Below are 24,918 nucleotides of genomic sequence, written 5' to 3'. Positions count from 1 at the left end.
CGCAACGCTCGACGCATGGTGCCCGATCCTGTCAGCTCTGCGCACGATTCGGTGAGACGTGACAGGATTCGCCATCATGCTGCATCGTGAAGCCATGGCGCGCCGGGGCGGGCGGCAGCACGCTGGTGGGTGTTCGCTCGTCGCCGCCTGGAGGTTGCCGTGACCGTCACGCCCGTCGCACCGTCCGCCACCGATGTCTCCACCCCAGGATTCCTCGAAGACCGCTTCGAGCAGGACGGATTCGTCATCCTGAAGGACGCCCTGAACCGCGCGGAGCTCGACGCGCTGCTCGCGGAGACGGCCCGGATCTGCCGCGGCGAGCTGGGCGAGATCGAGGGCGCGGTCGCGTCGTCGCCGGACGAGACCGACGACGAGGTGATCCGCCGGTTCCTCTGCATCCACTACCCGCACAAGCTGTCGTCGCTGATGCTCGACACGATGCGCCATCCCGCGATCGTCGAGCCGCTCACCCGCATCATCGGGGCGAACGTCAAGGCGATGCAGTCCATGCTGTTCGTCAAGGCCGAGGGGAAGCCCGGCCAGGCCTGGCACCAGGACGAGATGTTCATCCCGACCCGCGACCGCTCGCTCACCGCCGCGTGGATCGCGCTCGACGACGCCACCGTCGAGAACGGCTGCCTCTGGGTGCTGCCCGGCTCGCACCGCGACGGCGTCGTCTACCCCAACCGCGAGCACGAGGACCCGCGCTACGACTGCACCGTCGAGTCCTACGACTTCCCCTGGACCGACGCCGACGCCCTCCCCGTCGAGCTGACCGCCGGGTCGGTGCTGCTGTTCAACGGCTATCTGCTGCACAAGTCGCTGCCGAACACCGGACAGCACGGCTACCGGCGGGCGCTGGCCAACCACTACATGAGCGCGGAATCGCTGCTGCCCTGGGCGCTGCCGTACGAGGGCCAGAACATGGCGCAGGCCGACTTCCGCGACGTCGTCCTGGTGGCAGGGCGCGACCCGTACGCCTACAAGGGCGTCGAGCAGCTGCGGACGCCTCGGATCCGGCCCGATCGCGACGGCGGCTGTGACCGCTGAGGTCGCGATGCCGACGGCTGCGTTCGAGGTGGAGCTGATGCCCCGCCTCGGGCCGGCCGTCGCCGACTACCCGCCGGGCTCCACGTTCGGGCCACGCGACGCCCGCACCTACGAGTTCGTCTGGCTGCTGTCCGGCAGCGCGACCTGGCTCTGGGACGACCTGCGCGTGCCGTTGACGCCGGGGACGTTGCTGCTGGTCCGGCCGGGCATGCGCGACTCGTTCCACTGGGACCCGCGCCGGTCCACGCGGCATGCATACGTGCACTTCACGCTCCGCGGCGGGGGCGACGGCGGGGGCGACGGCGGCGCCGCCGCGGGCGGGGTCGCCGCCGCGAGCGGGGCGGCCTGGCCGATCGTGCGGGATCTCGGCGGGCGCCCGGACCCGATGGGCGCGCTGTGCCAGTACCTGCTGTGGCTCGGCGCGAGCTGCCCGCCGGGGTGGCGCGAGCAGGCGGCCGAGACGCTGCGGCTCCTGGTGCTGACGTTCCTCGCCCCGCCGCCGGCGTCGCCGGGCGACGCATCCGGCGGGCTGCCGGAGCCCGTCGTCGCCGCGATGTCCGCCGTCCGCTCCGCCTGGTCCGACGGCGTCGCCCGGCCGGTCGGCCTGGAGCGGCTGGCGGCCACGGCCGGGGTGTCGGTGTCGACGCTGTGCCGCGCTTTCCAGCGCCGGTTCGGGCTCGGGCCGGTGGCCGCGCTGGAGCGGCTGCGACTGGCCCGGGCCGAGCCGCTGCTGTGGATGAGCAACCTGTCGCTGCAGGCCATCGCCGTGCAGTGCGGCTTCGCCGACGCGTACCACTTCTCCCGGCGGTTCCGCGCGGTGTACGGCGTGGCGCCGAGCGCCTTCCGCGCTACTCCGCCGCAGACCGCTCCCCCGTCGCCGCTGGTCGCCTCCGGCCTGGCCGCGCTGGAGCCGCTGACGCCGTCGCTCTAGGGGTCGACCTGCTCGACCTCGTGGTGCGGCTTGATCTCCTCGTTGAGGTAGGCGCCCATGCTGTCGGCCGCCATCATCGCCTCGACGTCCAGCGGGTCGACGTCGAGGTAGCGGTAGACCGCGCCGGACTCGAACTCGACCTCGAGCGTCCACGTCTGCGGGTCATAGCCGACGGAACGCAGCGCGGACGACGACACCGGCCAGCGTCTGATCCTGCCCATCGAGTCGATCGTCGGCGCCACGGCGGGGGCCGGTCAAGAGACCGCTGAATAATACCGCTGCCGTTCAGCGGTCCGGCGCGAGCCCAGTCCAAAATAGATTGCCGCCGAGCGCCGCGGGCGGCTAAGGTCCCGTGTCTTGTGCGGCGCTTTCCCGATGCGGATCCCGGTGAGCCGCGCCAGCTAGCGCCCGGCCGCTACCTGCTCTGGCTGGTCCGCACCCAGCTGCCCATGGTTCTGCTCGGGGCGTTCTACGGCATCCTCTGGCCGACCTCTCAGGCACTCATGCCGTTCGGCGTGGGCCGGGCCATCGACGACGGGCTGACTGGGCACGACCGCGGCGACCTGCTGTTCTGGGCCGGCGTTGTGCTGGCGCTCGGCGTCGTCCAGGCGGCCGCCGCCATCCTGCAGGACCGGTGCGCGCTGACGAACGCGCTCGGGGCGCGGTACCGAACGTTGCAGCTGGTCACGCGGCAGGCGGCCCGGCTCGGCGCGACGCTGCCGCGCAAGACGTCGGCCGGCGAGGTGCTGAGCGTGGGCGTCGCCGACGTCACGCAGATCGGGCGGGCGCTGGATCTGAGCTCGCGGACGATCGGCGCGGCCGCGTCGATCGCCGTGATCGCGGCGATCATGCTGGCGACGTCGTGGCAGCTCGGGTTGGTCGTGCTGGCCGGCGTGCCGGTGATGGTGTGGGCGGTCGCGCTGCTGCTGCGGCCGCTGCACGACCGTCAGGCGCGGTTGCGCGACCAGCAGGCGGAACTGACCGCCCAGGCGGTCGACATCGTGGGCGGGCTGCGGGTGCTGCGCGGGATCGGCGGCGAGGAGCTGTTCGGCCGCCGCTACGACGCCGAGTCGCAGCGGGTCCGGCGCGGCGGCGTGCACCTGGCCGCGACGGAGGCCGCGCTGGAGGCCGCCCGCATGCTGCTCCCCGGCCTGCTGGTCGCGCTGATCGTGTTCCTCGGCGCCCGTCAGGTGCTGGCCGGCGAGCTCACCGGCGGCCAGCTGGTCGCGTTCTACGGGTACGCGGTGTTCCTGGGCACGCCGGTGCGACGGCTGGTCGTCGGCACCGGCGCGATCATGAAGGCGTACGTCGCGGCCCGGCGGGTGGTGACGCTGCTGGCGTTGGAGCCGGAGATCGATCCGGGCGGGTCGGCGCGGCTGGACGGGCGTCTGGGTGCGCTCGCGGATCCGGCGTCGGGGCTGGTCGCCGCCGGCGGCCGGTTCACCGCCGTCGCGTGCGCGTCGCCCGGTGACGCCGCCGTGCTGGCCGACCGGCTGGGCCGGTACGCCGAGTCTGATGTCACGTATGGCGGGGTGCCGCTGCGCTCGGCCGACGTGGACGACGTGCGGCGGGGCATCCTCGTGGCCGGCAACGACGCGCGGCTGTTCGCCGGTCCGCTGCGGACGGAACTGGCGGCCGACGGGGTGGTCGACGACGCCCGGCTGCTGGCGGCGCTGGAGGTCGCGTCGGCCGCCGACGTCCTGGAAGCGCTACCCGACGGGCTGGACACCGTCGTGACCTCGGGCGGCAAGGAGTTCTCCGGCGGCCAGCTGCAGCGGCTCCGGCTGGCCCGGGCCGTGCTGGCGGCGCCGGACGTGCTGATGCTGGTGGAGCCGACCAGCGCCGTCGACGCGCACACCGAGGCCCGGATCGCCGAGCGCCTCGCCACCGCCCGAGCCGGCCGGACCACCGTCGTGTTCGCGACCAGCCCGATCCTGCTGGACCACGCCGACCAGGTCGTGCTGGTCGACGACGGCGCCGTCGTCGCCACCGGCACGCACGCGTCGCTGCTGGACGATCCGCGCTACCGGGCGCTGGTCGCCCGCGAGGAGGGTGGTGCGGCATGACCGGGCTGGGTGAGCCGTCCGCCGGGCTGCCGGATGGGTTGCCGGGTGGGTTGCCGGTCGCGTCGGTGCGCGAGGTGCGCCGGCACGCCCGGAGGCTCGCGCTGGGGCACCGCCGCGAGGTGGCCGGCGCCGTCGCATTGCACGCGCTCGGCGCGGCGTCCGGTCTGGCCGGGCCCTGGCTGATCGGCCGGCTGGTCGAGGACGTCAACGCCGGCGTCGACCACGTCACCCGCGTCACGCTGCTGATCTGCCTGTTCATCGTGGTGCAGGCCGGGCTGACCGCGCTGGCGATGTTCGTGTCGGCGCGGCTCGGCGAGAAGGTGCTGGCCCAGCTGCGCGAGGAGTTCGTCGACAGCGTGCTGGCGCTGCCCCTCGGTACCGTCGAGGAGGCCGGCACCGGCGACCTCATCACCCGCACCACCCGCGACGTCGACCTGCTGGCCCGGGCGGTGCGGTACGCGATCCCGGACACGCTGATCAGCTCCGTCACCATCGTGCTGACGTTCGGCGGGCTGATGCTGCTCGGGCCGTTGCTGGCGCTGCCGGCGCTGGTCGGCGTGCCGGTGCTGTGGGTGGCGTCGCGCTGGTACCTGCGCCGGGCCCGCGACGCCTACCTGCGGGAGAACGCGTCGTACTCGCAGCTCGCCGAGGGTCTGGCCGAGACGGTCGACGGCGCGCGGACGGTCGAGGCGCTGCGGCTGGGCGGACGTCGCTTCGAGCGGGTCAACCGGGACATCGCGACGTCGTACGCCGCGGAGCGGGCGACGATGCGGCTGCGCACGGTGTACCTGCCGACGATCGACGTGGCGTTCGTGCTGCCGGTGTTCGCGACGCTGGTCATCGGCGGGCTGTTGTACCTCGACGGCATGGCGTCGCTGGCCGCGGTGACGGCGGCGACGCTGTACACGCAGCAACTACTGATCCCGGTCGACACGCTGCTGTTCTGGCTGAACGAACTGCAGATCGGCGGGGCGGCGATGGCACGGTTGCGGGGAGTACGGCGCGATCCGGCTGTCTTCGAGGGTGAGCGGGCAGCGCCTCGCGCCGATACCGTCAATTCCGGAGGGTTCGAGGTGCGCGGGGTGAGCCATGCCTACCGGCCCGGCCACGACGTCCTCCATGACGTCTCCCTGACGATCGCGCCCGGTGAGCGGCTGGCCGTCGTCGGGCCGTCCGGCGCCGGCAAGTCCACCCTCGGCAAGCTGCTCGCCGGCATCCACGCCCCGCGCGCCGGCGCCATCACCGTCGGCGGCATCCCCGTGGCCGACCTGCCGCTGGACCGGCTGCGCACCGAGGTCGCCCTGGTCACCCAGGAGCACCACGTCTTCCGTGGCACGCTGCGCGACAACGTCGTCCTCGGCCGTCCGTCCGCCGACGACGCCGCGGTCGAGGCCGCGCTGCGAGCGGTCGACGCCTGGGCGTGGGCGTCGTCGCTGGGGCTGGCGGCCGCGGTCGGGTCGGGTGGCGCGGAGCTGTCGCCGGCGCAGGCGCAGCAGCTCGCGCTGGCCCGGCTGGTGCTGGCCGACCCGCACACGCTGATCCTCGACGAGGCGACGTCGCTGCTCGACCCGAGCGCGGCCCGGCATCTGGAGCGGTCGCTGGCCGCCGTGCTGGCCGGCCGGACGGTCGTCGCGATCGCGCACCGGCTGCACACCGCCCACGACGCCGACCGGATCGCCGTCATGGAGGCCGGTCGAATCATCGAGCTCGGCTCGCACGACGAGCTGGTCGCGGCGGGCGGGGCGTACGCGTCGCTCTGGCGGTCGTGGCACGGCCAGAGCGGCTGAGGCTTCGTCAGCCGCGCGTGTCGGCCTCGTCGGCGGTGCGCTTGAGCCGGTCGACGTAGTCGGCCCACCACCGGGCGTCCTCGTCGGGCAGGTTGCTGTTGCCCGGGCGGAGGCCGGCCGCGCCATCGGTCAGCTCGCGGACGATGTCGGCGTGGCCGGCGTGCCGGGCGGTCTCGGCGATCATGTGCACGAGGATCTGGTGCAGCGTGACCGGATTCCGCTCCGGCGGCCACCACGGCACGGTGCCGGTGTCGTCCAGCCCGAGTGCGTCGATGGTGGCGTCGGCGTGCGCGGTGGCCCGGCGGTAGAAGGCGGTCACCCACTCGAGCGACTGGTCCGCCGTCGCCCACAGGTCGGCATTCATCTCCGCGTCCTCGTCGAGCCACGGCATCGGCTCCGGTTTCGGCCGGTCGAACACCAGCCCGAAGTAGTCGTACTCCATGCTGCCGACGTGCTTGATCAGGCCGAGCAGGTTGGTGCCCGTCGGCGTCATCGGCCACCGGGCGTCGCGTTCGCCCAGCCCGTCCAGCTTCCACAGCAGCCCGTCGCGCTGGGCCTGCAGGTAGCGCTTGAGGGTGTCCTTCTCGTCCGGCATGGTCGCGACGCTACCCGCCGGCGCCGACAGGGTCGCCGTCAGCCGGCGGGCGGCACCGCGGCGACGGCCTCGATCTCGACGAGGGCGCCCGGGACCGCGAGACCGGAGACGAACGCCCCCGTGATGGCCGGCGGGTTCGGCCGCTGCCCCCAGACCTCGCCGAACGCGGCGAAGCCCTCCTGCAGCGACGCACCCTCCTTGATGAGGATCGTCCACTTCACGACGTCCTCGGGCTGGGCGCCGGCCGCGTCGAGCACCGTCAGCAGGTTCGTGAGCGCCTGGCGGGTCTGGCTCGCGATGTCGTCGCCGACCACCTCGCCGCTCGCGTCGACGCCGTTCTGGCCGCCGACGAAGACGAGGTCGGAGCCCGCGGCGACCCGGACGGCCCAGGTGAACGCGGGGTTGCTGTGCATGGACTCGGGGTTGATGTGCGTGAGTGTCATGCGTCTTACCGTAACCAGTTATAGTAGTTTCATGCAACGCCGCGAGGACCTCCCCTTCTCCGATCGCATCCGGTTCCTCACCGGGCGCGTCTCGCTCGACTTCACCCACACCGGCGGCGAGGGCGAGTCCGCGCGGTGGGAGATCGTCCACACGCCGGCCGACCTCGCGCGCTGGCTCGGCGTCATCCTGTCCGTCGACGGGTTGTCCGCCGGGCCGGCCGATCTGGCGGCGATGCGCCCGCTGCGCACCGCGATCACCACGGCCGCCCGGTCGCTGGCCGTGGGCGGCGGAGTTCGGGCCGCCGACGTCGCGACGATCAACGCCGCGGCGGAGGTGCCCCCGCTGGTGCCCCGGCTGGGCGCCGCCGGAGCGGGCGTCGGGTTCGCCGCGCCGACCCCGGCCGCCGCGCTGTCGACCATCGCCCGCGACGCGATCGACCTGTTCGGCGGCCCGCTGGCCGAGCGGATCCGCATCTGCGCCTCCGAGACCTGCGGCCTGCTGCTCGTCGACACCTCCCGTCCCGGCAAGCGGCGGTGGTGCTCGATGCAGCGGTGCGGCAACATCGCGAAGGTGCGCGCCCATCGTCAGCGCGCGTGACGGCGGATCGCGGCGCGCCATGGCATGCCGTTGGGGCTATGCTGGGTGCTGCCGGCGGAGGTGCTTCCACCACCAGTGATGCCGGTCGGCCGCGACGCAGTCCCACACCGGTGCTGTGTCGCGGTCCTTTCTCTGCTCAGGCAGCCGTCAGCGCGTGCTCCCAGGTCGAGGCGGTCTCCGGCCGTACGCTCGGATCGTGCCGTCCCGCAGCCGAGCCGCGACCTATGCGCGTCGCCGGAAGCGTCGCATGGGCGAGGTCGAGCACGACCTGACCGACACCCAGTGGGCGGCGCTCATCGAGGCCTGGGGCGGCTGCGCCTACTGCGGCGCCGACCCGCCGGACCTGCAGAAGGACTGCATGCTCCCCATCTCCCGCGGCGGCCGCTACACCCTGGCCAACGTCGTGCCGGCCTGCCGCTCGTGCAACGCCAGCAAGTGCAATGCCGAGGTCACCACCTGGATGCGGCGCAAGAAGCTGGACGAGCAGGCCTTCCTCGTCCGCCAGGCCGAGATCGCCGGAGCTACGGCTTCGCTCTGACCAGCCCGGCGTCGTACGCCATGATCACGGCCCGGATGCGGTCGCGAGCGCCGATCTTGGCGAGGACACGGCCGACGTGCTTCTTGACGGTCGACTCGGTGAGGACGAGGTGATCGGCGATCTCCGTGTTCGTCCAGCCTTGGGCGATCGCGACCAGCACCTCGCGTTCGCGGTCGCTGAGGGTCCGCAGCAGCGGATCGTCCGGGCCGGGCGGGCCGGCCGGCGCGAGGACCTGGTGGGCGTAGGCGTCCAGCAGGCGGCGGGTCAGCCGCGGGGCCACGACGGCGTCGCCGGTGGCGACTGCGCGGATGCCGGCGACGAGTTCCTCGGGGCGGGCGTCCTTGAGCAGGAAGCCGCTGGCGCCGGCTCGCAGACCTTCGTAGGCGTACTCGTCGAGGTCGAAGGTGGTCACGATGAGCACGCGCGTGCGACCGCCGGCGGCGACGATGCGGCGCGTGGCCTCCAGGCCGTCCATGCCGGGCATGCGGATGTCCATGAGGACGACGTCCGGGCGGAGCTCGGCGGACATCCGGACGGCCTCGGCGCCGTGCTCGGACTCGCCGACCGCGCGCAGGCCCGGCGTCCCCTCGATGAGCATGCGCACGCCCATGCGTTGGAGCGGCTGGTCGTCGGCGATGAGCACGGTGGTCATGGCAGCTGCTCTCCTGGCGGTACGTCGAGCACGACGTCCACCGTCCAGCCATGGCCCGTGTCGCCCGGACCCAGGACGACGGTCCCGCCGTACATGGCGGCCCGCTGACGGATGCCGACGAGGCCGTGGCCGGGAGCGTCGTCGGGTCCTCCCGGCCTCGCGCGTGGAGGTGAGCCCGGCGGAACGCCGGTGTCGGCGGTCCTGATCCGGACCCGTCCTTCCTCGACCACGATGGTGACCTCGGCGGACGTGCCGATCCCCGCGTGTTTGAGGGTGTTGGTCAGCGACTCCTGGACGACGCGGTACACGGTGAGCTGCACGCCGTCACCCAGGGCGTCGAGGTCACCCACCGTCCGGTAGGTCACGGGCAGTCCGGCCGTGCGCACGCGTGAGATGAGCGGGTCCAGGTCCCGGATCCTGGGCTGCGGGCCGAGCAGGCGTTCGTCCTCCTGCTCCTCGCGCAACACGCCCAGCACCCGGCGCAGTTCGCTCATGGCCTGGCGGCCGGTGTCGCCGAGGACGCGCAGCGCCTCGACGGACCGCTCGCTGCGGTTGGCGGCGAGCGTCGCGGCGCCGTCGGCGACGCTGACCATGACCGAGAGGTTGTGGCCGACGATGTCGTGCATCTCCCGGGCGACCCGGGACCGCTCGGCGGCGGCGGTGAGCCGGACCCGCTGCTCCTGCTCGATCTCCATTCGTCTGGCCCGGTCCTCCAGCGCCTCCTGGTACATCCGGAGGATCCGTAGCGCCAGGCCCACGGCGACGGCCGCCGTCGCGGCGCCCAGCAGGAAGAAGCCGCCGATCACGGGGTGATCCGCGGAACCGGGCGCCAGCACGAAGGCGGCCAGCAGCAGTACGGCGGCCGCCAGGGCAACGACCCAGCCCAGCACCCGCAGCGACCCGTAGCGGGCCACGGTGTAGAGGGCGACGAGCCCGGCGATCCCGGTGGGAAGCCACACCCCCAACGACCACTGCACGACGGACACCACCGCGATCACGAGGAACGTGATCGTCGGGGCCTTGCGGCGCCACCACAGAGGAACGAGGTACGCGGCGACCAGTAGCCAGAGGATGCCGGTCGACAGCTCGGGACCGGGTTCGGTGTCGCCGAAGGGGGAGGTCGGGGCCGTGTCGTCCTGGAGCAGCCTGGGCAGGGAGATGGCCAGGATGCCCAGCACCACCGCGGTGTCGAGCAGCCACGGGTACCGGCCGCCCAGCCGCGGCCGCCCGTCGCCCAGCAGCCGGTTCAGGAACGGCTGCGCCCACACGGCGTCGGACCCGGAGAGCGGCGTCTGCGCCGCCCTCCGGCCGGTGTCCGCGGCGGCTGCCGCGTGGTGCGCGCTCATACCACCAGTGTCCAGTACCCGATCAGGCGTCGGTTCTGACGAGCCGCCAAGCCGCCCCGGCCAGGGCCAGGGCCACCCAGCCGGCGAAGACGGCGAGCCCCGCCCCCGGCGAGAGGGAACCGGAGGACTGGTCCAGGGCGTAGACGGCCTGACCCGCGGTACTGGGGAAGTACGGGCTGAGCGTGTCGTTCAGCGATTCGGGCAGCAGGCCGGCCAGGCCGGGCAGGATCAGCAGGACGCCCACCAGGGTCGCGATGGCCCCGGCGGTGGAGCGGATCAGCATGCCCAGGGCGACGCCGAACACGGCGACCAGCGCGAGATACCCGCCCGCGCCGGCCAGGCTGCGCAGCACGCCGTCGTCGCTCAGAGACAGGGCGAACTGCTCGCCGTCCAGGCCCGGTGCCCCGAGCAGGAACGCGGCCAGGACGCCCATGGTGGTGAGGACCAGGGCGACCGGCCCGATCACGGCGACCTTGGCCCACAGGACCGGCAGCCGGCGGGGTACCGCGGTGAGCGTGGAGCGGATCAGGCCGGTGCTGTACTCGCCCGCGGAGAGCAGCACGCCGAGCACGCCGATGGCCAGCGACCCGAAGGTCACACCGGTCAGGGCCAGGCTCACGGCGTCGGAGCCGCCCTCGGCGCCGAGCGGTCCCCCGCCGTCGCCGGCCTGCTCGGGACTGTAGGCGTAGGCGGCGATCGTCCCGAGGAGGAGCAGCAGGAACACCGCGACGCCCAGAGTGATCCAGCTGGAGCGCAGGGTCCAGAACTTGGCCCACTCCGAGCGCAGGACACGCGCGCCGGTCACCTTGTGCACGATCGTGGGGGCCGGGGCCGGGGACAGGTCGATGGCGGTCATCATGCCGCCTTTCGCGTGGTGCCGGCCTGCGCGCTGTGGTACTCGACGGCATCGCGGGTGAGGTCCATGAACGCCTCCTCCAGCGAGACGGCCTGCGGGGTGAGTTCGTAGAGCGCCACCCCGTGCCTGGCCGCGATGGCGCCGATCTCCCGGGCATCGCGGCCGCGAACCATGAGCTCGTCGGCGGAGGAGGACGTGATCGTGACATCGGGGCCGACCAGCAGGGGGCGCAGCCCGGCGGCGTCGGCAGTGGCCACCTTCACGGCCCCGCTGCCGGCGTCGCTGATGAAGTCGTCGACCGTGGTGTCGGCGAGCAGCCGGCCGCGTCCGATGATCACCAGATGGTCGGCGATCTGCGCGGTCTCGCTCATCAGATGCGAGGAGAGCATGACGGCGCGGCCCTCGTCGGCCAGCTGACGCAGCAGGTTGCGCACCCACAGCACGCCCTCGGGGTCGAGTCCGTTGACCGGTTCGTCGAGCATGACGATCGCCGGGTCACCGAGCAGGGCCGCGGCGATGCCGAGCCGCTGGCCCATGCCGAGGGAGAAGGCACCCACCCGCTGGCCGGCCACGCTGGCCAGCCCCGCCAGCTCGATGACCTCGTCCACCCGGCTACGGGCGATGCCGTGGGTGTACGCGAGCGCCATCAGGTGGTTGAACGCGGTGCGCCCGGGATGGACGGACTTGGCCTCCAGCAGGCTGCCGATCTCGTGCAGGGGCGCCTCGTGCCGGGCGTAGGGGCGGCCGTTCACGGTGACCGAGCCTTCGTCGGCCGCGTCCAGGCCGACGACCATGCGCATGGTGGTGGACTTGCCCGCGCCGTTGGGTCCGAGGAAGCCTGTCACCTCACCGGGCTTCACAGTGAAGCTCAGATGGTCGACGACCGTCTTGTCGCCGTACCGCTTCGTCAGCTGACGTGCCTCGATCATGGGGCCTCCCGCGTGGAGCTCGGCCGCGGATACGCCGCGGTGTCTGCTTCCGACGCTAGGAGCGGCGCGGACCCGGACCGTGGGCCCCAGGGGGAATCATCGGCTGGTGAGTGGTACGGCGGTACCACTCACCCAGCACGGCCTGCTCAGACGTTGAAGCGGAACTCGACGACGTCGCCGTCGGCCATGACGTAGTCCTTGCCCTCCATGCGGACGAGGCCCTTCGCGCGTGCCTCCGTCATCGAGCCGGTCGCGACGAGGTCGTCGAAGGAGACGACCTCGGCCTTGATGAAGCCCTTCTGGAAGTCGGTGTGGATGACGCCGGCCGCTTCGGGTGCCGTGGCGCCCTTGCGGATGGTCCAGGCGCGCGCCTCTTTGGGGCCGGCCGTGAGGTAGGTCTGCAGGCCCAGCGTGTCGAAGCCGACCCGGGCGAGCATGTCGAGGCCGGACTCCTCCTGGCCCATCGACTGCAGCAGCTCCAGCGCCTCGGCCTCGTCCAGCTCGGAGAGCTCGGCCTCGATCTGGGCGTCGAGGAAGATCGCCTCGGCGGGCGCGACCAGGGCGCGCAGCTCGGTCTTGAGGGCGTCGTCGGAGAGCTCCTCGTCGTCCATGTTGAAGACGTAGAGGAACGGCTTGGCGGTGAGGAGGTGCAGCTCGCGCAGCGGCTCGAGGTCGAGGCGGGCGGCGAAGACGGTCTGACCGCCGTCGAGGATCTCCTTGGCGCGCTCGACGGCGGCGACGGTGTCCTGCTTCTCCTTGGCCATCCGCGCCTCCTTGACCAGGCGCGGCAGGGCGTTCTCGATGGTCTGCAGGTCGGCGAGGATCAGCTCGGTGTTGATCGTCTCGATGTCGGCCTTCGGCTCGATGCGGCCGTCGACGTGGACGACGTCAGGGTCATTGAAGACGCGGATGACCTGGCAGATCGCGTCGGCCTCGCGGATGTTGGCGAGGAACTTGTTGCCCAGGCCCTGCCCCTCGGAAGCGCCCTTCACGATGCCGGCGATGTCGACGAAGCTGACAGTGGCAGGCACCTGGCGGGCGGAGTCGAAGATCTCGGCCAGCTTCGCGAGCCGCGGATCGGGCACGCCGACGACGCCGACGTTGGGCTCGATGGTGGCGAACGGGTAGTTCGCGGCCAGCACGTCGTTCTTCGTCAGGGCGTTGAACAGCGTGGACTTGCCGACGTTGGGCAGGCCGACGATGCCGATGGTGAGACTCACAGGTGAAGGGTACGTGGCCCGGCGGCCGCCGACGAAGCGGATCTTGATTTGGGACGAAACACCTGTTCCGGGCCTGTTCTCGCCGCGCCTCCCCGACTTTGTCGGAGGTCCCCGGCAAAGTAGCCCCCATGAACGTCTCCACCGTCCTCGCCGCCCTCGTCGCCCTGCTTCTGGGCGGCGTCGTGGGCGCACTGCTCGTCCGCGTCCGCACGGCCGGCCTCGCCGCCACGGTGGCCGCCGAGCGCGACGCCGCGCGAGCCGAGCTCGACACCGTCCGGCGCGAGCGGCAGGACCTGCAGAGCGAGCGTGAGGTCGACCGCGAGCGCATGCTCGACGCCCAGGCCGAGCAGTCCAGGCTGGAGACCGAGCTGTCCCACGCACGCACGAGCGGCGAGGAGAAGCTGGCCATGCTCCGCGCCGAGCAGGAGCGGCTGACGCAGGAGTTCCAGCGGCTGTCCGCCGACGCGCTGCGACAGAACCGCGCCGAGTTCCTCGAGCTGGCCACCGAGCAGTTCAAGGGCTCCGAAGAGCGGGTGAAGACCGAGCTCGAACACCGCCGCCTGGCCGTCGAGGCCATGGTCAAGCCGCTGAACGACCAGCTCGAGAAGGTCACCGACCACGCCAACCAGCTGGAGAAGGCGCGCGCGACGGCATACGGCGAGATACGAACCACGCTCGAGACCATGGGCAAAAGCTCCGAGCAGCTGCGCGTCGAGACCCAGCAGCTGGTCACGGCGTTGCGGGCGCCTCAGGTGCGCGGCCGGTGGGGCGAGCTGCAGCTGCGCCGGGTGGTCGAGGCGGCCGGCATGGTCGAGCACGTCGACTTCGCCGAGCAGGCCAGCGCCGACACCTCCGACGGCAAGCTCCGGCCCGACCTCGTCGTCAGCCTCGCGGGCGGCAAGAAGGTGGTCGTCGACGCGAAGGTGTCGTTCAACGGCTACCTCGAGGCGATGGAGGCCCGCGACGATGCGACGCGCGACAAGCGGCTGGCGGCGCACGCCCGGCACCTCAAGACGCACATCGACCAGCTGGCCGGCAAGCAGTACTGGGAGCAGTTCGCCCCGACGCCCGAGTTCGTGGTCATGTTCGTGCCGTCCGACGTGTTCCTGAACGCCGCCATGGAGCAGGACCCCACGCTGTTCGAGCACGCCTTCGAGCGCAACGTCGTCATCGCGACGCCGTCGACGCTGGTCGCGCTGTTGCGGACGGTCGGCTACACCTGGCGGCAGGAGGCGCTGGCGCAGAACGCGCAGGAGGTGCTCACGCTCGGCCGCGAGCTGCACTCGCGCCTGTCCACCATGGGCGGTCACCTCGGCCGACTCGGCCGCCAGCTCGACGGCGCGGTCAAGGCCTACAACGACGGCGTCAGCTCACTGGAGAGCCGGGTCCTGGTCAGCGCCCGCAAGATGGCCGACCTCAAGGTGGTCGACGAAGAGATCGAGGCCCCGCCGCAGGTCGAACGGGCCGCCCGGCAGCTCCAAGCCCCTGAGATGGTCGACGACGCCCTCATCGCGCTCGAGGACATCCAGGTCGATCCACGGTTCGGCATCGGCCCGGGCAAGGGCCCCGGCGGCGGCTCCCGGCGGCGGCGCAGCGGCACCGACGGCTGAGACTCGACGGCGGGCCGAGGCGCGGGCGGAGGACGGGCAGCGGCATGGGTGAGGTCGCGCTGATCCTGCTCGGCGTGGTCCTCGGCATCGCCGGCGACGAGGGCTACTCGTACGTCAAGTCGCGCGTGGCCGCCCGCCGGACGGGACGGCTGCGCCAGCGGCTCGAGCAGGCCGCCGACCCGGTCCGGCATACGGCGCACCTGCTCGAGATCTTCCGCGCGAACGACCTGTCCGACCAGCTCGTCCGCACCACGACGACGCGCGTGCCGGCCCTACTGCCGCTGGTCGTCGACCGCGACGACCGGTTCGTCGGCGACCGGATCCTGCACGAGTCCGACGCCGCCGACGGCGACAAGCCACTGCTGCTCGGCACGTTCCGCGGCTTCGACGAGGCCGTCGCCGGTCCGCTGCGCCCGGTCGTGATCTCCGCGACCGCCGCCTGCGTCTTCGAGCACGCCGACGGTGGCCGCGAGGTTGCGCTCCAACGCCGGTCCGACCGCGTCGTCACCCCGCGCGGTATGTACGCCGTCGCCCCTGTGTTCGGGCTCGAGCCAAACGTGCTCGGCTGGTCGCGCAGTCGGTTCGGGCTGGTCACGTACAACGTGCTCAAGGAGATCCTGGAGGAGTTCTTCGACGAGGAGGAGTTGTCGCGGGCCGCCGACCAGCCAGTCGCCGCGCACCCCGACTGGGTCTTCCACAGTGAACACGGCCGCCGCCTTGTCGCCGAGCTCGACGCCGGCCGGTTGCGGCTGCGCTGCACGGGTGCGGCCATCGACATCAGCGACGGCAGCGTCGTCCTGGCGGTTCTCACCCACTTCACCTCGCCCGCCTACGCCGACGAGCTCAAGCTGACCGCGCGCGGCAGTTGGGAGTCGGCCACCGCCGGCGGACCGCGCATCGAGTTCGCCCCGCTCGACGGGCGCGAGCTGACCGCGCTGATGACGGCCGACACCATGACAGCGTCGAGCATCTTCTCGCTCGACTGGGCGCCGAGCCGAGCCTGTGAGGTGAGAGCCACCGGCGACGGCGATGGGTGAGCGTCTGGTGTGGCTATAGCGACAGCAGACGCTCACCCATCCCGTGACCGGGTCAGCCGGTCCCGAGATAGGCGCCCAGCGTGTTCGCGAACTGGTAGCCGTTCGTCGCGTCCCAGTTGACCGACCAGGTCATCGCCCCGCCGATCGGTCCCCAGGGATCTGACGGGACGAAGCTGCCGCACCGTGTCGCGGTCGCCAGGCAGTCCAGGGCGGCCGTGACGTTCGACGGCGACTGGTAGCCGCCGCCAGCGGCCTGCGAGGTCGCCGGCAGGCCGAGCCCGACCTGGTGCGGCGCCAGTCCGGCCTCGAGCTGGATACAGGCGAGCGCGGTCAGGAAGTCGACCGTGCCCTGGGCGTAGACCTGCTGGTTGCAACCCAGCATCGTGCCGGAGTTGTAGTACTGCATGTTGACGATCGTGAGGATGTCCCGGATCGCCAGCGCCAGCTTGTAGTACTCGAACGTCGGCGCCTGGAAGTCGATCGTCTGCGGCGCCATGGTGATGATCAGCCCCGGCCCGGCCAGGTTGCGCAGTTGCCGTAGCGCCTGCTCCATGTACGTCGCGTTGATCCCGTGCTCCAGGTCGATGTCGACGCCGTCGAAGCCGTACTCCTGCATCAGCGCGTGGGTGCTCTGCGCGAAGTTGGCCGCCTCGGTCGCGTTGGTGACGCTGACGTTGCCGTTCTGGCCGCCGACCGAGATGACGACGGTGCCGCCGGCGGCCTGCCGGGCGGCGACGTCGGCCTTGAACTGGGCGACGGTGTAGCCGCCGAGCCCGCCGGAGTCGAGGTTGAACGTGATGCCGCCCGGGGTGCCCGCCAGGTTGTCGGCGAACGCGATGGCCAGCAGGTTGTACGCCGCCGGCACCTGCGACACCCGCAGCACGGTCGAGCCGTTGTTGAAGTTGTGCCAGTAGCCGGTCAGCCAGCGGTCACCGGGATCGCCCGGGTCGCCGGGATCGCCGTCCTCGGTGCCGGTGTCGGAGCCGGCCTCGGCCCCCGTGTCGGTGCCGGTGTCGGTGCCCGTGTCCGAGCCGGTATCTGTCCCGGTGTCCGTGCCACCGGAGCAGGGGCCGTCGTCGCGCCAGGGTCCCCACTCGCTGGGTGCGGGCGTGTCGCCCTGGGTCCAGTGCCGGGCGGTCCAGTGGTGGCCACCGTGCGAGACCTGGTTGCCGCCGACGTAGACGGTGGAGGCGTTCCAGGCCGGCGCCGTGCATGCCGTCGTCGGCCCCCCGTTGTCGCCTCCGGTCTCCGTGCCGGTCGCCGTGCCCACGTCGGTGCCGTCGTCCGAGCCGGACGCGTTGCCCGTCGTGCCGCCCTCACCGGAGCACGCTCCGTCGTCGCGCCACGGACCCCACTCGCTGGCCGCGGGCGTGTCGCCCTGGGTCCAGTGCCGCGCGGTCCAGTGGTGCCCGTTGTGCGACACCTGGTTGCCGCCGACGTAGACCGTGGACGCGCTCCAGGCCGGCGCCGTGCAGTCGCCCGGCCCGCCGTCGTCGCCGCCGGTCACGTCGCCGCCTGACTCGTCGCCGCCAGACACGTCACCACCGGAGACGTCGCCGTTCTCGTCGCCGCCGCCCGGATCGCCGCCGGTCGCCAGCCGCGACCCCATCAGGCCGACCAGCTCGTTCTGATAGTCGCCGGCGAGGTCCCACCACATCGCGCCGCCGAAGCCGCCGGCGGTGACGTAGTCGGCCTTCTTGTCCACCAGCCACGGGTCGTCGAAGGACCAGAACTCGGTGCCGTCGTACGACCACGACGCCAGGACGTCCTCGTCGTGGTAGATCTGGCCGCCGCGCAGGTTGCGGTAGCGGTCGGTCCCCGGCTCCTCGGGGAACTCGCCCGGCGCCGCGCCCGTCGCCGGCTGCCACGCTCCGTGTGTCCCGCCGTCCGTGACCCCGGTCCAGCCACGGCCGTACAGCGGGATGCCCATGGTGAGCTGCGCCGGCGGCACGCCACGGTCGACGTAGTAGCTCATCGCCGCGTCGACGCTGAACCGCTGGCCGTCCGGGAGCGGGTTCGCCGGGTCGTCGTTGGTGTTGGCCTGGTGACCGGCAAGGTCCGGCCGCCAGGTGCCGTGCAGGTCGTAGCCCTGCACGTTGCCGAAGTCGAGGTAGTCGAAGATCTGGGTGACGTCCCAGCCCGCGTCGATGAGGACGGGGTTGGCCGGCAGGAAGGCACTCAGTTCGTACGTCTCGCCGGTCTGGCCGCCCAGCGCGTCGAGCTGACGGCGGAACTCGGCCAGCAGCGCGGTGAAGTTCTCCTTGTCGTTCGGCGACCAGTGGTTGCCGGGGTGCTGAAGCTCCTCCGGCACGCCGGGCCACTCCCAGTCGATGTCGAACCCGTCGAAGACGCCGGCGGCCGAGCCCGGCCCGCCCCGTCCGTCGATCACCGGCAGGTTGCCGCGCAGGAAGGTGTCGATACAGGACGACACGAACCGCTGCCGGCTCTCGGGCGTGGCGGCGGCCCGGGAGAAGTGCCGCGACCAGGTCCAGCCGCCGATCGAGACCAGCGCCTTGAGGTGCGGGTACTTCGCCTTCAGTTCCTTGATCTGGTTGAAGTTCCCGGCCAGCGGCTGGTCCCAGGTATCACCGACCCCGTCGACGGAGTCGCCGGCGGCGAACCCGCGGCCGTAGTCGGCCCAGGCGTCACCGGCGTAGTCGCCTTCGGCCGGCGAGTCCTTCGGCCCGTTCGGCCGGTTGGCCTCGAAACAGGTGAGCGTGTCCGGGTGGATGTTCGCGAACGCGTAGTTGATGTGGGTGAGGTCTGACGCCGCGCCGCTGAGGTCGAGATCCTGGACCAGGAAGTCGCGGCCGTAGATTCCCCATTGGGTGAAGTAGCCGACGTTGCGGTAGCCGTTCTCGGCCGCGGCGGCGGCGCGCACCTGCGGCGCCGGATCCGACGCCGCGACCGGATCGCCGGCCCCTTCCGGTGCCTGGCCCGCGAACGCCGCTGCGACGCTCGTGACCAGCAGACCTGCGGCGGCGCCATACGCCACCGCGGTACGCCATCGAGTCTTCATGGGCTGACTCCTTGCGAGAGGTGTCCGTGACAGTGCCTCGGATCCCGCGATCGGCTCGCGGTGACACATCACCTCCACGAGGGCGCACGCAGGCCTGCGCGCATCGGTGACTAGGGGGATGACTCGCCGACGCGGCTGGTGAATCGGCTGATTCACAGCCTTCGGAACATTGCGCCGGAATGACCTCGAATCGAATTGGAAAGAAAGTTAGCAGAAGCGTTGTGGTCTGCCAAGGGGGCCGTGACCGGTTGTCAGGACCACGTCACGGCGGCGGCCGTCCGCCGGGGCCATGACATGAGTCCGCACCGAGCCCTCAGCGGGACCCGGCGCGGACGTGACGGCCGGCGGCTCAGACGAGCCAGCGGTGCTTCTGAACGAGGGGGATCCGCTCCCAGAGGCGGCCCAGCCCGAGGTACCGGCCCGAGGAGGTCAGCGCCAGCACGATCAGCATGAGCGCCTCGGTGAGGTGCTCATCGAGGAACGGGTTGGTGTCCAGCGGCAGCGACGCCAGGTACATCATGGCGAGCATCAGCACACCGGCGACCGCGGCGATCCGCATCCCGATGCCCAGGATCAGTGCCAGCCCGATCCCGAGCAGGCCGATCATGAACAGCCAGTCCACCCAGGTGGTGCCGGCGAGGTCGTTGAAGACGTCCTCGAACGGACCCTCGACGCCGGACAGATAGCCGGTGGTGGGGCTGCCGCCGTCGATCCAGGCGCTCTCGCTCGGGGTCGAATAGCCGAGGCCGAACGTCTTGTCCAGGAACGCCCACAGGAAGGTCCAGCCGAGCGCCAGTCGCAGGAGGCCCAGGACGTACTGGAGCGCGACAGGACGGACGTCGGGGGTTCCGATGCCGACGGCGGCGGGCTCGGCGACGTCAGGCCCGGTGCTCCTGATCGGCACGTCATGGCTGCTGGACGTGGTCATCGTTCCGCCCTTTCTGGAGTCTCGCCGGCTTCTCCGGCGCTGACTCCAGTCCATCGCGGCGGGGTTCCTGGGCGCTGCTGCCCAAGGTCGCCAGAGGGCGGGACGTTGGTCCTCACTCCGGCGAAACGGACAGGTCAGAGCGTGGCCGGACGGCGGATCCGGCGGCCGCGGACGATCTCGGGCCGGACGCGGATGTAGTGCGGCCGGTCCCCCAGCGCCCACGGCGTCAGCCCGAGCCGGGCCAGGCGCCGCCGCTCGGCGTCGTCAGCGACCGCCTCGGCCCGGCCGACCAGCACCACCGACCAGCCGGCCAGCGCGTCCTCGTCGTACTGGTCCGCCTCGAACGCCACGACCGCGGACCGCGTCGCGGCGGCCAGCTTCGAGCCCATGCCGGTCCGGATGATCACGTCGTCGCCGTCGAGGACGAAGTTCACCGGCTGGATCGCCGGCAGCGCGGCCTCGGTGAAGACGATGCGGCCGATCGGCACCGTCCGCAGCAGCATGTAGCAGTCCGAGCGGCCCAGGGTCTCGAGGCCGGCCGGGTCGGCCGGGGCGATCGCGTCCACACCCTTCAGGTTCCACACCCGGCACCGGGGCGGCCAGGGACCAAGGTCCCGCCGCGTGGGCCGGAAGTCCGCCGCGGGCGTTCCACGTGACCGGTCCGGCCCGCCGTCGGTCGTATTCTTGCTCGCACACGCGAAGGGAGAGGCCGAGATGAGCGATCTGCCCGCGCGGCGGCCGGAACAGAGGGCGAGCGACGTCGATCGGGACCTGGTCGCCGAGGATCTGCGCGACGCCTTCGGGGAGGGCCGGCTCGACAACGACGAGTACGAGCGCCGCCTCCAGGCGGTGTGGGAGGCGCGCACCTACGGCGAGCTGGACCGCCTCACCGCCGACCTGCCGCAGCCGTTGCAGCGCGAGCGGCGTCAGGCCGAGGAGAAGCAGCAGAAGGTCGTCGAGGAGCGGAAGAAGCGCGAGTGGCGCGAGTACCTCGACGAGTGGCAGGCGTGGGCCGGCGCGGCGGTTATCATGATCGGCATCTGGGGCATCAGCAGCATCGCGTCGAATGAGGCGCAGAACTTCTGGCCGGTCTGGCCGCTCGGCATCTGGGGGCTGATCCTGCTGGTCGGCGCGCTCGGCGGCAGCAAGGCCGACAAGGACAAGCCCAAGAGCGACTGACGGGGTCAGTCGGCCGACGGCGCCGCCGACGCCTTGAGGTCGCGGCGCAGCTCGCGCGGCAGCGAGAAGATCAGCGACTCCTCGGTGGTGCGGTGCTCCTCGACAGTGGGGAAGCCGCGCTCCCCCAGCCATGCGACGACGTCGGCCACCAGCTCTTCGGGGACCGACGCGCCGCTGGTCACGCCGACCGTCGAGACGCCGGAGAGCCAGCCCTCGTCGATCTCGGACGCGTTGTCGATGCGGTAGGACGCGTCGGCTCCGGCGTCGAGGGCGACCTCGACCAGCCGCACCGAGTTGGAGGAGTTGGCCGAGCCGACCACCAGCACCAGCTCTGCCTCGGCGGCGATCTCCTTGACCGCGACCTGACGGTTCTGCGTGGCGTAGCAGATGTCGTCGCTGGGCGGGCTGATCAGCGCCGGGAACCGTTCGCGCAGCTTGCCCACGGTCTCGTAGGTCTCGTCGACCGACAGCGTGGTCTGCGACAGCCACACCACCCGGGACGGGTCGCGGACCTGCACCTTGTCGACGTCGGCGGGGCTCTCGACCAGCTGGATGTGCTCGGGCGCCTCGCCCGCGGTGCCCTCGACCTCCTCGTGCCCGTTGTGGCCGATGAGCACGATGTCGAGGTCGTCCTTGGCGAATCGGCGGGCCTCGTTGTGCACCTTGGTGACCAGCGGGCACGTCGCGTCGATGGTGCGCAGGCCGCGGTCGGCGGCCTCGGTGTGCACCATGGGCGACACGCCGTGCGCGGAGAACACGACCAGCGCACCCTCGGGCACCTCGGACAGCTCCTCGACGAAGATCGCGCCGCGCTGCTCGAGCGTCTCGACGACATGCTTGTTGTGCACGATCTGCTTGCGGACGTAGACCGGCGGGCCGTAGTGGTCCAGCGCCTTCTCGACCGTGACCACGGCGCGGTCGACGCCCGCGCAGTAGCCCCGGGGTGCGGCGAGCAGGACTCGGCCATCAGCAGTCATGTCTCCCATGGTAGGTGCCGCGACCGTCGGTCCCACCGGGTACGGTGCCCATCGTGGCCCTCGACACATCCCCGGAGAAGCCCGCCCCGGTCCGCGTCATCTCGCAGCTGATCGGCCAGTGGGTGGCCCGGCTCGGCCCGGTCTGGGTCGAGGGGCAGGTGGCGCAGTACTCCCGCCGTCCGGGCACGTCGACGGCGTTCCTCACGCTGCGCGACCCGCACGCCGAGGTGTCGGTGACGGTGACCTGCCCGGTCGGGCTGCTGGACACGCTGGACGCCCCGCTGGCCGACGGCGCCCGCGTCGTCGTGCACGCGAAACCGTCCTGGTACTTCACCCGCGGGACGCTGTCGCTGGCCGCCGACCAGCTACGCACCGTCGGGCTGGGCGACCTGCTGGCCCGTATCGAGCGGCTGCGGAAGATCCTGGCCACCGAGGGCGTCTTCGCCGACGCGCGCAAGCGGCCGCTGCCGTTCCTGCCGCGCGTGGTCGGGCTGATCTGCGGGCGCGACTCCAAGGCCGAGCACGACGTGCTCGAGAACGCCCGGCGGCGCTGGCCCGGCGTCCGGTTCCGGGTCGAGCCGGTCGCCGTGCAGGGGCTGAACGCCGTCAGCCAGGTCATGGACGCGCTGCGGGTGCTCGACCGCGACCCGGAGGTCGACGTCGTCATCATCGCCCGCGGCGGCGGGTCGGTCGAGGACCTGCTGCCGTTCTCCGACGAGGCGCTGGTGCGCGCGGTCGCCGCGGCCGCGACGCCGGTGGTCAGCGCGATCGGGCACGAGGCCGACACGCCGCTACTGGACCTGGTGGCCGACGTCCGCGCGTCGACGCCGACCGACGCGGCCAAGCGGGTGGTGCCCGACGTCCTGGAGGAGGCCGAGCGGATCCGGCGCGCCCGCGAGCGCATCCGCTCCGCCGTCAGGCACCGGCTCGACCGCGAGCGGCACGGCCTGGAGTCGCTGCGGTCCCGTCCCGCGCTGGCCGACCCGCAGCACGGCCTGCGGCTGCGCGCGTCTGAGCTGGACGCCCTCGTGCAACGAGCCCGGCGCACGGTCCGGCACGCGCTCGACCGCGCCGCCGTCGAGGTCGACCACACCCAGGCCCGCATCCGGGCGCTCTCCCCCGCCGCGACGCTGGAGCGCGGCTACGCCGTCGTGCAGAAGGACGACGGCACCGTCGTGCGGCAACCCGCCGACGTCGCGACCGGCGACCACGTGCGGCTGCTGGTCGCGGGCGGCGAGATCGCCGCCGAGATCCGGTAGGTTGGCTTCCCATGCAGGCCGCCGAACCCACCTACGAACAGGCCCGCGACGAGCTCATCCAGATCGTCGCGAAGCTCGAGGCCGGCGGCACCACGCTGGAGGAGTCGCTGGCCCTGTGGCAGCGCGGTGAAGAGCTGGCCGCCCTGTGCGAGCGCTACCTCGACGGCGCCCGCGCCAAGCTCGACGCCGCGAGCGCGGCCGGCACGACCGACGCCGAGGGCTGACTACACCTCGCCCTCGTACGACGTACGCTTGCCCTCGGCGGTGAGCCGGGCAAGCCGGTCGCGATAGTCCTCAGGCGGACGCAGGCGCCATGAGTAGCCGCGCCGGATCTCGGCGTGCGTCAGGCCGCGCTGGGCCAGCCAGGCCCGCTCGGCCTCGGTGCTGTCGGCCTCGTCCCCGACGGCGTACTCGAGGTACGGCGTCTCGCGCGGGTGCCCCCACTCCTCGGGCGGGACGGGGTACGGGTCGCCCGGCGCCGGGTCGGGCCCGAAGAGGTCGTACCAGAGGTTGCGCAACCATTCGTCGTTGAGCCACTGGTCCTCACTCTCGCCCTTCGGCCTCAGTGACGAGTCGCGGACATGCGCCGCCAACTCCTCCTTGAAGGCGGCGAAGCTGTCGGTCCGGTCCGGATCGCTCTCCCACTGCGCGACCGACTCGCAGCCTTCGGTGTAGCTGTCGGGATAGCTGTCAACACCGACAAACCAGTTGCCGTACCAGCGCCTGAAGTTCGCGGTCCGCTCGGTCACGCCTCGGCTCCCATTCGGGTGAAGTCGTTGCCCTGGGCACTCTCGGGAAAGCAGGTGATGAGTACCCACTCTCCGTCGATCTTCCGGAGAATCATCGCAGCCCCTGGACGGTCGTTGTCGGCGATCTGGTCAGTGCGGACGATCGGCATCGGTCCGCCGCCGTTCGCCATGGAGTCGCGCCGCGCGTGCGTCCAGTGTTGTGCCATCCTCGCGGTCGAGGTGCCCGCACCCCGGAACCCGGTCGCGTCGCCCGGCACCAACCTGGCGTCCTCCGCTGCGACGAAGATGAGCGCGAGGCCGTCAGGATAGTGACGATCCAGATGATCGTGCAGGCTCTCGATGGTGCCGCCGGTGTGGGCGAGCAGCGCCTGGAGCGGCTTGGCCAGCGCTTCCACGGTGGTGAACCTCCCGGCGACATGGCCGATGCCGTGCTTGGAGTGGACCGTGCCGTCGTCGGGGTCGCGGCGCCAGGAGTTCTTCGTGTCCGTGCGACCCATCGGGTCCTTCTTCCAGCTCACTCGGGCCATCAACGCCTCGTCGGAGACGTCCGGACCGTGCAGCTGGACGGCGTGGCCGCGGGGATGGCAGACCATGGCCAGGACGTCCTCGCGCACGGACTCGTCGAAGGCCGCGCGTAGCCCGGCGGCCACCGAGAGCGGGATCGCGTTGACAGCCGGCGCCCGCTCGGCCGCCTCGGACGGCTGCCGCTCGTCGACGGCGGCGTCGGCGACCAGGTCGGCGACGTAGGCGCGGCCGTCGCCCGCGGGGAACGCCTCGACGATGGCGTCCGGCCCCGAACCCAGGCCGACCGGCGCGACAGATCCGGCGACGCCGGTGAGCAGCTGCACCAGCGCCCGGCACTCGTCGGCCAGTACGGCGGCGAGCCCGGCCAGCTCGCGCTCGGCGACGGCCACGCCGGCGTCGGCGTGCTCGACCACCTGCCCGGCGGCAGCCGCCCCGCCGACGCGCGCACCGCCGGCGGCCCGAGCGACGTCCATGGCGTCGGCGCGAGCCTGGGCCAGCGCCTCCGCCCCGCGCCGGTCGAGGTCGAGCCAGGCGTCGAGCAGGCCGGTCAGTGCCCGCCTGGTCGGCCCGCTGCCGTCGTTGCCCGCCACACCACCGAAGGTGCGTACAGACCGCCCGCTGTGA

25 protein-coding genes are annotated in these 24,918 nt (G+C 72.1%); 11 read left to right on the top strand and 14 right to left on the bottom strand.

All coding sequences use genetic code 11. The features are described from left to right. The first annotated feature begins 159 nt into the window (after positions 1–159). Positions 160–1,050, top strand: a complete 891-nt coding sequence (locus BLV05_RS12245; RefSeq protein WP_046769140.1) for a phytanoyl-CoA dioxygenase family protein — start codon at positions 160–162, stop codon at positions 1,048–1,050. A 7-nt stretch (positions 1,051–1,057) separates the two neighbouring features. After that, a complete protein-coding gene (locus tag BLV05_RS12240; protein WP_152690775.1) occupies positions 1,058–1,981 on the top strand; it encodes a helix-turn-helix transcriptional regulator in 924 nt (307 codons plus the stop codon). On the opposite strand, the gene BLV05_RS12235 is transcribed toward BLV05_RS12240, so the two are convergent. Continuing rightward, positions 1,978–2,202, bottom strand: coding sequence for a KTSC domain-containing protein (locus BLV05_RS12235; RefSeq protein ID WP_197683623.1), 225 nt, complete (start codon positions 2,200–2,202; stop codon positions 1,978–1,980). The genes BLV05_RS12240 and BLV05_RS12235 overlap by 4 nt on opposite strands. Positions 2,203–2,340: 138 nt before the next feature. On the opposite strand from BLV05_RS12235, the gene BLV05_RS12230 reads away from it, so the two are divergent. Both BLV05_RS12230 and BLV05_RS12225 read left to right on the top strand, forming a co-directional pair. After that, the gene (locus BLV05_RS12230; RefSeq protein ID WP_046769141.1) at positions 2,341–4,047 is read left to right on the top strand and encodes an ABC transporter ATP-binding protein; all 1,707 of its coding nucleotides are present in this window, start codon (positions 2,341–2,343) and stop codon (positions 4,045–4,047) included. Further along, the gene (locus BLV05_RS12225) at positions 4,044–5,834 is read left to right on the top strand and encodes an ABC transporter ATP-binding protein (protein ID WP_046769142.1); all 1,791 of its coding nucleotides are present in this window, start codon (positions 4,044–4,046) and stop codon (positions 5,832–5,834) included. The genes BLV05_RS12230 and BLV05_RS12225 overlap by 4 nt, the downstream gene beginning before the upstream one ends. 7 nt (positions 5,835–5,841) lie before the next feature. Here BLV05_RS12225 and BLV05_RS12220 read toward each other — a convergent pair whose 3' ends face one another. Both BLV05_RS12220 and BLV05_RS12215 read right to left on the bottom strand, forming a co-directional pair. Further along, positions 5,842–6,429 (bottom strand): DinB family protein, encoded by a 588-nt coding sequence (locus tag BLV05_RS12220; protein WP_046769143.1) that lies wholly within the window; start codon positions 6,427–6,429, stop codon positions 5,842–5,844. Between the two features lie 38 nt (positions 6,430–6,467). Next, the gene (locus BLV05_RS12215; RefSeq protein WP_046769144.1) at positions 6,468–6,872 is read right to left on the bottom strand and encodes a RidA family protein; all 405 of its coding nucleotides are present in this window, start codon (positions 6,870–6,872) and stop codon (positions 6,468–6,470) included. 31 nt (positions 6,873–6,903) lie between these two features. Between BLV05_RS12215 and BLV05_RS12210 the strand changes: the two genes are divergently transcribed. Both BLV05_RS12210 and BLV05_RS12205 read left to right on the top strand, forming a co-directional pair. Continuing rightward, a complete protein-coding gene (locus BLV05_RS12210; protein WP_046769145.1) occupies positions 6,904–7,470 on the top strand; it encodes a CGNR zinc finger domain-containing protein in 567 nt (188 codons plus the stop codon). Between the two features lie 247 nt (positions 7,471–7,717). Beyond that, the gene (locus BLV05_RS12205; protein WP_046769146.1) at positions 7,718–8,008 is read left to right on the top strand and encodes an HNH endonuclease; all 291 of its coding nucleotides are present in this window, start codon (positions 7,718–7,720) and stop codon (positions 8,006–8,008) included. Here BLV05_RS12205 and BLV05_RS12200 read toward each other — a convergent pair. From BLV05_RS12200 to ychF, 5 genes are all read right to left on the bottom strand, one after another. Next, positions 7,992–8,660, bottom strand: coding sequence for a response regulator (locus BLV05_RS12200; RefSeq protein WP_046769147.1), 669 nt, complete (start codon positions 8,658–8,660; stop codon positions 7,992–7,994). The two genes, BLV05_RS12205 and BLV05_RS12200, sit on opposite strands and share 17 nt — an antisense overlap. After that, positions 8,657–10,006 carry a sensor histidine kinase gene (locus tag BLV05_RS12195; protein ID WP_052762522.1) on the bottom strand — a complete coding sequence of 450 codons (1,350 nt, stop codon included), beginning with the start codon at positions 10,004–10,006 and terminating at the stop codon, positions 8,657–8,659. The genes BLV05_RS12200 and BLV05_RS12195 overlap by 4 nt, the downstream gene beginning before the upstream one ends. A gap of 22 nt (positions 10,007–10,028) precedes the next feature. Further along, the gene (locus BLV05_RS12190) at positions 10,029–10,862 is read right to left on the bottom strand and encodes an ABC transporter permease subunit (RefSeq protein WP_046769148.1); all 834 of its coding nucleotides are present in this window, start codon (positions 10,860–10,862) and stop codon (positions 10,029–10,031) included. Next, positions 10,862–11,791, bottom strand: a complete 930-nt coding sequence (locus tag BLV05_RS12185; protein ID WP_046769149.1) for an ABC transporter ATP-binding protein — start codon at positions 11,789–11,791, stop codon at positions 10,862–10,864. Before BLV05_RS12185 ends, BLV05_RS12190 begins: the two co-directional genes overlap by 1 nt. 146 nt (positions 11,792–11,937) lie before the next feature. After that, entirely contained in the window at positions 11,938–13,011 is a 1,074-nt protein-coding gene (gene ychF, locus BLV05_RS12180) for a redox-regulated ATPase YchF (protein WP_046769150.1), read from the bottom strand. A gap of 128 nt (positions 13,012–13,139) precedes the next feature. Here ychF and rmuC point away from each other — a divergent pair, with 128 nt between their 5' ends. Further along, positions 13,140–14,621, top strand: coding sequence for a DNA recombination protein RmuC (gene rmuC / locus BLV05_RS12175; RefSeq protein ID WP_063932555.1), 1,482 nt, complete (start codon positions 13,140–13,142; stop codon positions 14,619–14,621). Between the two features lie 44 nt (positions 14,622–14,665). After that, entirely contained in the window at positions 14,666–15,658 is a 993-nt protein-coding gene (locus BLV05_RS12170; RefSeq protein WP_046769151.1) for a hypothetical protein, read from the top strand. 52 nt (positions 15,659–15,710) lie between these two features. Here BLV05_RS12170 and BLV05_RS36985 read toward each other — a convergent pair whose 3' ends face one another. From BLV05_RS36985 to BLV05_RS12150, 3 genes are all read right to left on the bottom strand, one after another. Further along, positions 15,711–18,677, bottom strand: a complete 2,967-nt coding sequence (locus tag BLV05_RS36985) for a glycosyl hydrolase family 18 protein (RefSeq protein WP_082155267.1) — start codon at positions 18,675–18,677, stop codon at positions 15,711–15,713. 349 nt (positions 18,678–19,026) lie between these two features. Beyond that, positions 19,027–19,605, bottom strand: coding sequence for a DoxX family membrane protein (locus BLV05_RS12155; RefSeq protein WP_082155268.1), 579 nt, complete (start codon positions 19,603–19,605; stop codon positions 19,027–19,029). A 134-nt stretch (positions 19,606–19,739) separates the two neighbouring features. Then, a complete protein-coding gene (locus tag BLV05_RS12150) occupies positions 19,740–20,171 on the bottom strand; it encodes a pyridoxamine 5'-phosphate oxidase family protein (RefSeq protein ID WP_197683622.1) in 432 nt (143 codons plus the stop codon). Between the two features lie 148 nt (positions 20,172–20,319). On the opposite strand from BLV05_RS12150, the gene BLV05_RS12145 reads away from it, so the two are divergent. After that, positions 20,320–20,784 carry a DUF1707 SHOCT-like domain-containing protein gene (locus BLV05_RS12145; protein WP_046769185.1) on the top strand — a complete coding sequence of 155 codons (465 nt, stop codon included), beginning with the start codon at positions 20,320–20,322 and terminating at the stop codon, positions 20,782–20,784. A gap of 5 nt (positions 20,785–20,789) precedes the next feature. Here BLV05_RS12145 and BLV05_RS12140 read toward each other — a convergent pair whose 3' ends face one another. Next, positions 20,790–21,761, bottom strand: coding sequence for a 4-hydroxy-3-methylbut-2-enyl diphosphate reductase (locus tag BLV05_RS12140; RefSeq protein WP_201777978.1), 972 nt, complete (start codon positions 21,759–21,761; stop codon positions 20,790–20,792). Between the two features lie 53 nt (positions 21,762–21,814). Between BLV05_RS12140 and xseA the strand changes: the two genes are divergently transcribed. Beyond that, positions 21,815–23,020, top strand: a complete 1,206-nt coding sequence (gene xseA, locus BLV05_RS12135) for an exodeoxyribonuclease VII large subunit (protein WP_046769186.1) — start codon at positions 21,815–21,817, stop codon at positions 23,018–23,020. A gap of 11 nt (positions 23,021–23,031) precedes the next feature. Next, a complete protein-coding gene (locus tag BLV05_RS12130) occupies positions 23,032–23,244 on the top strand; it encodes an exodeoxyribonuclease VII small subunit (protein ID WP_046769153.1) in 213 nt (70 codons plus the stop codon). On the opposite strand, the gene BLV05_RS12125 is transcribed toward BLV05_RS12130, so the two are convergent. Both BLV05_RS12125 and BLV05_RS12120 read right to left on the bottom strand, forming a co-directional pair. Beyond that, the gene (locus BLV05_RS12125; RefSeq protein WP_046769154.1) at positions 23,245–23,769 is read right to left on the bottom strand and encodes a hypothetical protein; all 525 of its coding nucleotides are present in this window, start codon (positions 23,767–23,769) and stop codon (positions 23,245–23,247) included. After that, positions 23,766–24,884: a hypothetical protein gene (locus BLV05_RS12120; protein ID WP_046769155.1), complete on the bottom strand. Its 1,119-nt coding sequence runs from the start codon at positions 24,882–24,884 to the stop codon at positions 23,766–23,768. Before BLV05_RS12120 ends, BLV05_RS12125 begins: the two co-directional genes overlap by 4 nt. Between the last annotated feature and the right edge of the window lie 34 nt (positions 24,885–24,918).

The organism is Jiangella alkaliphila (assembly GCF_900105925.1).
In the GTDB taxonomy this organism is placed as follows: domain Bacteria; phylum Actinomycetota; class Actinomycetes; order Jiangellales; family Jiangellaceae; genus Jiangella; species Jiangella alkaliphila.
The sequence above is the reverse complement of the archived record's forward strand: the minus strand, read 5'-3'. Positions and strand labels throughout refer to the sequence as shown.

What these genes read in the sequence shown, in the direction of transcription:
- BLV05_RS12240 (WP_152690775.1), top strand. Translation starts at nt 1,058, where the DNA reads ATGCCGACGGCTGCGTTCGAGGTGGAGCTGATGCCCCGCCTCGGGCCG.
- BLV05_RS12235 (WP_197683623.1), bottom strand. Translation starts at nt 2,202, where the DNA reads ATGGGCAGGATCAGACGCTGGCCGGTGTCGTCGTCCGCGCTGCGTTCC.
- BLV05_RS12225 (WP_046769142.1), top strand. Translation starts at nt 4,044, where the DNA reads ATGACCGGGCTGGGTGAGCCGTCCGCCGGGCTGCCGGATGGGTTGCCG.
- BLV05_RS12220 (WP_046769143.1), bottom strand. Translation starts at nt 6,429, where the DNA reads ATGCCGGACGAGAAGGACACCCTCAAGCGCTACCTGCAGGCCCAGCGC.
- BLV05_RS12215 (WP_046769144.1), bottom strand. Translation starts at nt 6,872, where the DNA reads ATGACACTCACGCACATCAACCCCGAGTCCATGCACAGCAACCCCGCG.
- BLV05_RS12210 (WP_046769145.1), top strand. Translation starts at nt 6,904, where the DNA reads ATGCAACGCCGCGAGGACCTCCCCTTCTCCGATCGCATCCGGTTCCTC.
- BLV05_RS12205 (WP_046769146.1), top strand. Translation starts at nt 7,718, where the DNA reads ATGGGCGAGGTCGAGCACGACCTGACCGACACCCAGTGGGCGGCGCTC.
- BLV05_RS12200 (WP_046769147.1), bottom strand. Translation starts at nt 8,660, where the DNA reads ATGACCACCGTGCTCATCGCCGACGACCAGCCGCTCCAACGCATGGGC.
- BLV05_RS12195 (WP_052762522.1), bottom strand. Translation starts at nt 10,006, where the DNA reads ATGAGCGCGCACCACGCGGCAGCCGCCGCGGACACCGGCCGGAGGGCG.
- BLV05_RS12190 (WP_046769148.1), bottom strand. Translation starts at nt 10,862, where the DNA reads ATGACCGCCATCGACCTGTCCCCGGCCCCGGCCCCCACGATCGTGCAC.
- BLV05_RS12185 (WP_046769149.1), bottom strand. Translation starts at nt 11,791, where the DNA reads ATGATCGAGGCACGTCAGCTGACGAAGCGGTACGGCGACAAGACGGTC.
- rmuC (WP_063932555.1), top strand. Translation starts at nt 13,140, where the DNA reads ATGAACGTCTCCACCGTCCTCGCCGCCCTCGTCGCCCTGCTTCTGGGC.
- BLV05_RS12170 (WP_046769151.1), top strand. Translation starts at nt 14,666, where the DNA reads ATGGGTGAGGTCGCGCTGATCCTGCTCGGCGTGGTCCTCGGCATCGCC.
- BLV05_RS36985 (WP_082155267.1), bottom strand. Translation starts at nt 18,677, where the DNA reads ATGAAGACTCGATGGCGTACCGCGGTGGCGTATGGCGCCGCCGCAGGT.
- BLV05_RS12155 (WP_082155268.1), bottom strand. Translation starts at nt 19,605, where the DNA reads ATGACCACGTCCAGCAGCCATGACGTGCCGATCAGGAGCACCGGGCCT.
- BLV05_RS12145 (WP_046769185.1), top strand. Translation starts at nt 20,320, where the DNA reads ATGAGCGATCTGCCCGCGCGGCGGCCGGAACAGAGGGCGAGCGACGTC.
- BLV05_RS12140 (WP_201777978.1), bottom strand. Translation starts at nt 21,761, where the DNA reads ATGACTGCTGATGGCCGAGTCCTGCTCGCCGCACCCCGGGGCTACTGC.
- BLV05_RS12130 (WP_046769153.1), top strand. Translation starts at nt 23,032, where the DNA reads ATGCAGGCCGCCGAACCCACCTACGAACAGGCCCGCGACGAGCTCATC.